The organism is Pseudomonas sp. (assembly GCF_051660785.1).
Classification (GTDB): Bacteria; Pseudomonadota; Gammaproteobacteria; order Pseudomonadales; family Pseudomonadaceae; genus Aquipseudomonas.
Genome location: NZ_JBOFQE010000069.1, coordinates 1 through 8,231, shown reverse-complemented (window position 1 = coordinate 8,231; position 8,231 = coordinate 1). Strand labels below are relative to the sequence as shown.

The window sequence follows — 8,231 nt, the reverse complement described above, 5'->3', positions numbered from 1 at the left end:
GGGCTTAAACACATCTATACCAAACCTTACACGCCGCGCACGAACGGCAAGGCAGAGCGGTTTATCCAAACCGCTCTGCGCGAATGGGCCTACGCCAGAAGTTACGAAAGCTCAGACCAACGCGCGACCTACCTGACGTCGTGGTTGCACGAGTACAACTGGCATGCGGGCGATGACGTCGGTCCAGACGCCGCATTATTTATGGTGCAAACGGCATCACCCGTTTGTGATGCGTCTTCTTGTACGTATCGCAAATAATCCTGAACGCTTCCTCCCGCACTGGCTTGCCGTGCAGGAAGGCGTCGATCTCGGCATAGGTCACGCCGTGGGACGCTTCGTCCGGTTTACCCGGCGACAGGTCTTCAAGGTCGGCCGTGGGGATTTTTTCCACCAGCGATTCCGGCGCGCCGAAACTGCGGGCGATGTCTCGAACCTGGTTTTTCACCAGACCGCTCAACGGGGCCAGGTCGCAGGCGCCGTCTCCGAACTTGGTGAAGAAACCCATCACCGCTTCCGCCGCGTGGTCGGTACCGATCACCAGTCCCTGCGCTGCACCGGCGATGGTGTACTGGGCGACCATGCGCATCCGCGCCTTGGTATTGCCGAGCACGAAATCCACCGAGACAGCGTGCTTGCCTTCGAAGGCTGCCACTTCATTGGCCAGGGATTTAACGGCCGGGCCGATGTTCACGGTGTGGCGTTCATCCGGGGCGATGAAATCCACCGAAGCCTGAGCGTCGTGTTCATCGAACTGGGTTTCGTACGGCAGGCGCACGGCGATGAACTTGTAGCTTTTGTCGTTGGTTTGCTCGCGCAGTTCACGCATGGCGCGTTGGGCCAGCAGGCCGGCGGTCAGGGAATCGACCCCGCCGCTGATGCCCAGCACCAGGGTCTTGAGCCCGGAATTGAGCAGGCAATCCTGAATGAAACTGACCCGCCGGGCGACTTCGGCCTCGAGGGCGGCATGGTCGGCGAACGGCGGTTGAACGTTAAGCTGCTCAGCAATCTCACGCTGTACGGCTTGCATGAATTCACTCCTTGCTAGTGGTGCCAGATGTGCTGGAAAGGGCGGCAGGTACTTTGAAAACATGTCGCAAATAGGCGACGAAATTCGGGTCTTTGCAGTGAGTCTTGCCAGGCTCATCGGAAATCTTTGCCACGGGCTGACCGTTGCAGGCCGCCATTTTAAGCACGATGCTCATCGGTTCGACACCGGGAATATCGCACGTCAGGTTGGTGCCGATACCAAAGCTGACATTGATACGACCGTGCAATGCCCGGAATATTTCCAGAGATTTTGGCAGTGTCAGGCTGTCGGAGAACGTCAGCGTCTTGCTCATCGGGTCGATGCCGAGTTTTTGATAGTGGGCGATCGCCTTTTCTGCCCAGATCACCGGATCCCCGGAGTCATGGCGCAGGCCGTCGAAGAGCTTGGCAAAGAACAGGTCGAAGTCGTTGAGGAAGGCATCCATGGTGATGCAGTCGGTCAGGGCGATCCCCAGCAGGCCACGGTACTCGCGGACCCAGCAATCGAGGGCGGCAATCTGGCTGTCGATCAGCCGTGGACCGAGTTGCTGATGCGCCATGATCCATTCGTGGGCCATGGTGCCCAAGGGTTTCATGTCCAGCTCCCGTGACAGGTGCACGTTGCTGGTGCCGACGAAGCGCCCAGGGAAATCGTGCTTGAGCACGTTCACCACTTCCTCCTGCACGCGGTACGAAAAGCGCCGACGGGTGCCGAAATCGGCGACCTGCAATTCGGACAATTCGTCGCTGCTGGCGTTGGCGGTGAGCCAGTCGAACTTGCGATAGAGTTGCTCGCGGGCCTGCTCCAGCACGATGTCCCGGTAGCGATAGCGGTTGCGCACTTCGCTGACGATGGACAGCAGTGGTACTTCAAACAGGATCACATGCAACCACGGCCCGCGCAGGCGGATGAACAGTTCGCCGTTTTCAATGCCGGTGTGGACGTAGCGCAGGTTGAAGCGGAACAGCCCGAGAAAACGCAGGAAATCCGGCTTCATGAAGCTGATGCGCTCCATGAAACTCAACTGGTCGGCGCTCAGGCTCAATTCGGCGAGGCGTTCGATCTGGAAGCGGATTTCTGCCAGATACGGGCGCAGATCCTCGCTGTTACGGCAACGAAACTCCCATTCGACTTCCACGTTCGGGTAGTTGTGCAACACCGCCTGCATCATCGTCAGTTTGTAGAAGTCGGTGTCGAGCAGGTTCTGCACGATGCGATCGCCAAACACGCTCTCGCTCATAACGGGGTCTCCAGACGGGCCGCGCGTTGCGCGGCATCAATCAATGGCGCTAGTGGCGCATATCCCACGTGAAGATTGCCAGCGATTTTTTGTTTTGCAGCCGGCTCTTGCGTTTGTTGGCTTCTATGCCTTACTTCCTGACCCCGCATCCGTTCCGGTATACCCATCAAGCGCGGCTTGAATGACTGCCTCAAGACGCTCCCAACTGTTCACATACTCTGCGAGCAGTGAGTGCCGTGGAACGAGGTTTGTTTCAACCGCTTTGATCATTGCTGCCCTGAGCATTTCATAGGTTGCTGTTTCAGGCATGGTTGAACTCTCCCTTGAAGGTGATTTGTTCCATTGCGTACACTCCGTCCTGGAGTAACACATAAACGGGAAGTATCAGACGATACAGATCCGACTCGTTGGTGTGCTTGATGGTTACGGAGGTCAACGTGTCCAGAAGGCCTACAGCCGCGCGAATTCTGAAAAATGCATCTTCGAATAACTGGTTGGGTGCGGCATGTGAGTCTATGAAGTAGGTGGGTGTATTGGTTGCATTGGTTTTAAGTGGGCAATAGCGACTCATTCGGGACAACCTCAAGATTTTTCGACGTTATCAATCAAAGGACAGTTTGTTCTTCAATAAGAGTTGATAGGGGCATTTATTGAGTTGCTGAGCCATTACTGAATTGAATGGCTCAGCAGTTGGCTCACTCAAGCAGGTTTCGTGCTTGCTCCGCTGGAAATCGGCGGCGCACTGCGGTTTATCGAGTGCGGGGCTTCTGACAGCGAGGGCCATGCCAGAGGGTCGAGGTCCAGATCAAGAAACTTGCTGGAATCGAAGACGGGTGTCTTTATTCCGGCAAGACGCTGATTGTCGTAATCTCGCAAGATCCGCATGCAAATTTTAAACAGCAACGCCATGGTTACAAGATTGACCAATGCCAGCACAGTCATGGTGATGTCGGCGAAAGCGAGTACGGTCGAAAGATCTTCGACCGATCCCCAGAACACCAAAACCAACACCGTCGAACGGTATAACAACAATGTTTTTCGGGGAGTGCCAAACATATAGCGAAGGCTGTTTTCCCCTAGGTAATAGTTGTAAAGCATTGCAGTGAATACGAACAAAGCCAGTACCACGCTGATGAACATGCGCCCCCATTCACCCACCACTGCTGCCAACGAATTTTGTGCCAGCGCGACGCCATCGCCTTCAAATCCCGGCGCGTAGAAACCTGACAGCAAAATGAGTAATGCAGTGCAGGTGCAAATTACGAACGTGTCGATGAACACGCTGAATGCTTGCACTACGCCTTGTGCTGCCGGATGGTCGATTTTCGCCGCCGAAGCAACATTGGGAGCGCTACCCAGGCCTGCCTCGTTGGAAAACACACCCCGCCTCACACCCATTATGATTGCGCTCCCGAGCAATCCACCGAAAGCCTGATCCAGACCGAATGCGCTTCTTATGATAGTCATCAGCATTGCGGGAACCTGATCAAACTGCAGCACGATCACGTACCCTGTCACTCCGATGTAAGCGAGAACCTTCAGGGGGACTAACAAGTCGGCCACTGCGGCTATTCGCTTTAATCCGCCAATAAATACTGCGCCGAGCAGCAACGACAATGCGAGTCCCGACCACATTGGCCCCAGGCCGAAAGCGTCTTTGAGGGATTGCGACACTGCATGAGATTCGAGACCATTGATTGCAAATCCAAACGTCACCAGCAGTAGAAGCGCTACAACGATTCCGAGCCCGCGTTTGTTCAGTCCGTGCTGGATGTACCAAGAGGGTCCACCTCGATACAGGCCATTTCCATCGCTGCGTTTGTAGAGCTGACCCAGCGTACATTCGAAGAAGCTGCTAGACATGCCAAGCAAGGCTGTCATCCACATCCAGAACACCGCGCCGGGCCCGCCCATGCTCACGGCAATTCCGACCCCGACGATATTGCCGGTGCCTACCCGCCCGGCAAGACTGAGGGTCAATGCCTGAAATGCGCTCAAATGATGGCCGCCGGTGCGCCATCCTCCCAGCAGGACAGAGAACGCATGCAGGAAGTATCTGAACTGGACAAATCTTGATCGTATGGTGAAGTAGCTACCCAGTCCGAGGACTACAGGAATCAAAACCTTTCCCGAGAGAAAGTCGTTGATGACGTCTAGCATTCAAAGCTCCTTGCTATTTAAGAGTGCTGGCGAGTTGTTGGCATAGCCAAATCCTGATGCCTTTCAGGACCCGTAATATCCAGCCATATTTCCCTGAACGCAATTTCGCTAGTTGCTTAAAAGTTATGCGAGTTGCTGCTATGGTTGCGCCTTCTCAACTGTTTCAAGGATATTTATGGAGGAGTTTCTTCCTGCTAACTTAAAGCTTCTGTGTAGTCACTACAGATCTGTCGCAGAAGTCTGTAGGAAGATTCGAATTAATCGTGGGCAATTTAATAAGTACCTTTGTGGGAGTAGCGTTCCTACACCTTTTAATCTGAAACGTATCTGTGATTTTTTTGGAGTTGAGGAGTTCGAAATAACGCTTCCGACTGAGCAATTCATCACGTTGATTGGAGTAAAAACGAGGACGATCAGCCACTCTGTTGGGGTGACGGAATCACAGAAAATGCTCGAACACCTGCGTCAACAATCTTCGCCAGAGCTCAAAGCCCACATTGGTTATTACTATGAGTACTACCACGCAATGACGGAGCCTGGCTCCATCTTGTGCGCGCTGGTCCATGTCCGTGAAGACGGGCCGGACGTGGTCTACGAGAGAAACGAGCGCTTGCAGATTGCCGGGATGGAGGGCGAATTTGAGCGGTATCGATACGTCGGAATTGCTTATTACCTGCGAGATCGCCTGTTTCTCATTGATTACGAGTCACTGACCTCAAACGAAATCAGCCAGACCATTCTCATACCGAGCTTCAAAAGCTGCATCACACGGCTCAATGGCTTGAAGATGGGGGTGTCGGCCGCAGATCACCGAGCACCGGCATGTTCGAGGGTTGTTTGGGAGTACCTGGGGCAGGAAATCAACCGAATCGATGCCTATCGCCGGGTGCGTCTATATGACGTTAATGATCCGGCTATCGATGAAGACCTGCGTGCACGACTCGCTCAAACCAAGGTTGTCCATGGGCTGTTTGTTATTACGTGACGGATGTTGTTCGGGAGCGCTGCGCATCCCTGAAAATCGGCTTTTTGTAGCTGTAGAATTATTGCCAGCGATTTTTTAGACCGCAGCAGATCCCTGTGGGAGCAAGCTCGCTCCCACAGGGAAAGGTATGAAGCTTCAAATCTACGGTGCATCCGGGCTATCAATCTGCTCCAGCATCCACTTCACAAAATCCCGCACCTTGGGCACTTCGGCCGAATGCTCTGGATACGCCAGGTAATAGGCATCGGTGCTGGGCATCGCGTGCTGCCAGGGTATGACCAGTTTGCCGTCGGCCAATTCCTCTTCCACCAAAAAACGCGGCAGCAACGCCACGCCGCAGCCGACCTGGGCGGCGCGGATGCACATGTAAAAGGTTTCGAAGCGCGGGCCGTGGTAGCTGTGTTCGGTGTGGTAGCCCTGACTGTCGAACCAGTCGTGCCAGGCCTGGGGGCGTGAGGCGTTTTGCAGCAGGACCAGGTCGGTGAGCTGCGTCGGATCGGTGAATGGCGTGTCCGGCAGGCTACCCGGCGCGCAGACCGGCACGAGTTCTTCGCCAAACAGCTTCAGGCATTCGGTGCCGGGACGTGAGCCTTGGCCGAAGTAGAACGCCAGATCGCTGCGACCTTGCAGCAAGTCGTCGGCTTCCTGTTCGCTGCACAGGTCCAGATGGATCGAAGGATGGCGCAGGCGCCAGCCTTTCAAGCGCGGCACCAGCCAGCGCGCACCGAAGGTCGGCGGCGTTGAAACCCGCAAGACTTCGGTCTCGCCGCCGTAAGAACGCAGGTAATGGGTCGACATCTCGACCTGGGTGAGGATTTTTCGTACCTCCACCAGGTACAAATCACCGGCCGGGGTCATTTGCAGGCGTCGGCGCACCCGGCGGAACAGCAGGTGCTGCAGCAACTCTTCAAGTTGTGCGACCTGTTTGCTGACGGCGCTCTGGGTCAGGTTCAGCTCTTCGGCAGCCCGGGTGAAGCTCAAATGCCGGGTGACGGCCTCGAAACACTGCAGGGCGGTGATCGACGGCAAGTAGCGTTTATTCAGCATGGACGGTCCTTTTTCTTGTTTCTTTTACTGCCAGCAATTCAAAGCATGAATAAACGGAATGATATCTCTCTTAAAGGTCGTTTGTTGGGTAACCTCCGGGGAGCTAAAACTACAGATCTGATCAGCCGTGAATGTCCGGCTGCACGTTTTCTGTTTTTTGCTCGAGGAGTGACCCATGGTTGCCGCATTGCTTGATCGTCTTGGTGTGAACCCGGCCCTGTACCAGAACGGCAAAGTGCCGGTGCATTCGCCGATCGATGGCAGCCGGATTGCTGCCGTGAACTGGGAAGGCGCTGCTGAAGTCGAGCAGCACATCAGTCGTGCAGATCATGCGTTCGAACTGTGGCGCAAGGTTCCGGCCCCGCGCCGTGGTGAACTGGTGCGTCAACTGGGCGACATCCTGCGCGAATACAAGGCTGATCTCGGCGAACTGGTTTCCTGGGAAGCCGGCAAGATCACTCAGGAAGGCCTGGGTGAAGTTCAGGAAATGATCGATATCTGCGACTTCGCCGTCGGCCTGTCCCGTCAGCTGTACGGTTTGACCATCGCGTCCGAGCGTCCTGGCCACCACATGCGTGAAACCTGGCACCCGCTGGGTGTCGTCGGCGTCATCAGCGCCTTCAACTTCCCGGTCGCGGTCTGGGCCTGGAACACCACGCTGGCGCTGGTCTGCGGCAACCCGGTGATCTGGAAACCGTCGGAGAAAACCCCGCTGACCGCACTGGCCTGCCAGGCGCTGTTCGATCGCGTACTGAAGAACTTCAGCGACGCCCCTCCACACCTGAGTCAAGTGATCATCGGCGGCCGCGACGCCGGCGAAGCGCTGGTCGATGACCCGCGTGTCGCGCTGATCAGCGCCACCGGCAGCACCCGCATGGGCCGTGAAGTGGCGCCGAAAATCGCCGCCCGTTTCGCCCGCAGCATTCTGGAGCTGGGCGGCAACAACGCAATGATCCTCGCCCCGAGCGCCGACCTGGACATGGCCGTTCGCGCCATCCTGTTCAGCGCCGTCGGCACCGCCGGTCAGCGTTGCACCACCCTGCGTCGCCTGATCGCCCATGAGTCGGTGAAGGAAGAAATCGTCACCCGTCTCAAGGCTGCCTACTCCAAGGTTCGCATCGGCAATCCGCTTGAGGGCAACCTGATCGGTCCGCTGATCGACAAACACAGTTTCGAAAACATGCAGGACGCGCTGGAACAGGCCTTGAGCGAAGGCGGCCGGGTGTTCGGCGGCAAACGCCAGTTGGAAGACAAATTCCCTAATGCTTACTACGTGTCGCCAGCCATCGTTGAAATGCCGGAGCAGAGCGATGTGGTCTGCAACGAAACCTTCGCGCCGATTCTGTACGTGGTTGGTTACAAGGACTTCGACGAAGCGCTGCACCTGAACAATTCGGTGCCACAGGGCCTGTCCTCGTGCATCTTCACCACCGACGTGCGTGAAGCCGAGCAGTTCATGTCGGCGGTCGGCAGCGACTGCGGCATCGCCAACGTCAACATCGGCCCGAGCGGCGCGGAAATCGGCGGCGCGTTTGGTGGCGAGAAAGAAACCGGCGGTGGTCGTGAGTCGGGCTCCGATGCATGGCGTGGCTACATGCGTCGCCAGACCAACACCGTGAACTATTCGCTGGAGTTGCCGTTGGCCCAAGGGATTACCTTCGACTAAACCTCAAGTCGAACAGTAATCCCCTTGTGGGAGCGAGCCTGCTCGCGATAGCGGTCTGTCAGTCAACAACTTTGTCGACTGACAGAAAGCATCGCGAGCAGGCTCG

At 56.2% G+C, this 8,231-nt stretch carries 7 protein-coding genes and 1 pseudogene; 3 read left to right on the top strand and 5 right to left on the bottom strand.

Going from position 1 to position 8,231, the window contains the following annotated elements; translation table 11 throughout:
* Positions 1–165 (top strand): annotated as a pseudogene (locus ACRC4F_RS18280) (integrase core domain-containing protein); the annotation flags it as partial.
* Positions 166–199: 34 nt separating this feature from the next.
* Here ACRC4F_RS18280 and nadE read toward each other — a convergent pair.
* From nadE to ACRC4F_RS18260, 4 genes are all read right to left on the bottom strand, one after another.
* Positions 200–1,027: an ammonia-dependent NAD(+) synthetase gene (nadE, locus tag ACRC4F_RS18275; protein WP_438660611.1), complete on the bottom strand. Its 828-nt coding sequence runs from the start codon at positions 1,025–1,027 to the stop codon at positions 200–202.
* Between the two features lie 4 nt (positions 1,028–1,031).
* A complete protein-coding gene (pncB, locus tag ACRC4F_RS18270; protein WP_438660610.1) occupies positions 1,032–2,267 on the bottom strand; it encodes a nicotinate phosphoribosyltransferase in 1,236 nt (411 codons plus the stop codon).
* Between the two features lie 123 nt (positions 2,268–2,390).
* Positions 2,391–2,576 carry a hypothetical protein gene (locus tag ACRC4F_RS18265; RefSeq protein ID WP_438660609.1) on the bottom strand — a complete coding sequence of 62 codons (186 nt, stop codon included), beginning with the start codon at positions 2,574–2,576 and terminating at the stop codon, positions 2,391–2,393.
* A gap of 390 nt (positions 2,577–2,966) precedes the next feature.
* Complete coding sequence (locus tag ACRC4F_RS18260; RefSeq protein ID WP_438660608.1) at positions 2,967–4,427, bottom strand: alanine/glycine:cation symporter family protein; 1,461 nt, start codon at positions 4,425–4,427, stop codon at positions 2,967–2,969.
* Positions 4,428–4,602: 175 nt separating this feature from the next.
* Between ACRC4F_RS18260 and ACRC4F_RS18255 the strand changes: the two genes are divergently transcribed.
* The gene (locus ACRC4F_RS18255) at positions 4,603–5,412 is read left to right on the top strand and encodes a helix-turn-helix domain-containing protein (protein ID WP_438660607.1); all 810 of its coding nucleotides are present in this window, start codon (positions 4,603–4,605) and stop codon (positions 5,410–5,412) included.
* A 141-nt stretch (positions 5,413–5,553) separates the two neighbouring features.
* On the opposite strand, the gene ACRC4F_RS18250 is transcribed toward ACRC4F_RS18255, so the two are convergent.
* Positions 5,554–6,459 (bottom strand): LysR family transcriptional regulator, encoded by a 906-nt coding sequence (locus ACRC4F_RS18250; protein WP_438660606.1) that lies wholly within the window; start codon positions 6,457–6,459, stop codon positions 5,554–5,556.
* A gap of 175 nt (positions 6,460–6,634) precedes the next feature.
* Here ACRC4F_RS18250 and amaB point away from each other — a divergent pair, with 175 nt between their 5' ends.
* The gene (gene amaB, locus ACRC4F_RS18245; protein WP_438660605.1) at positions 6,635–8,125 is read left to right on the top strand and encodes an L-piperidine-6-carboxylate dehydrogenase; all 1,491 of its coding nucleotides are present in this window, start codon (positions 6,635–6,637) and stop codon (positions 8,123–8,125) included.
* Positions 8,126–8,231: the final 106 nt, after the last annotated feature.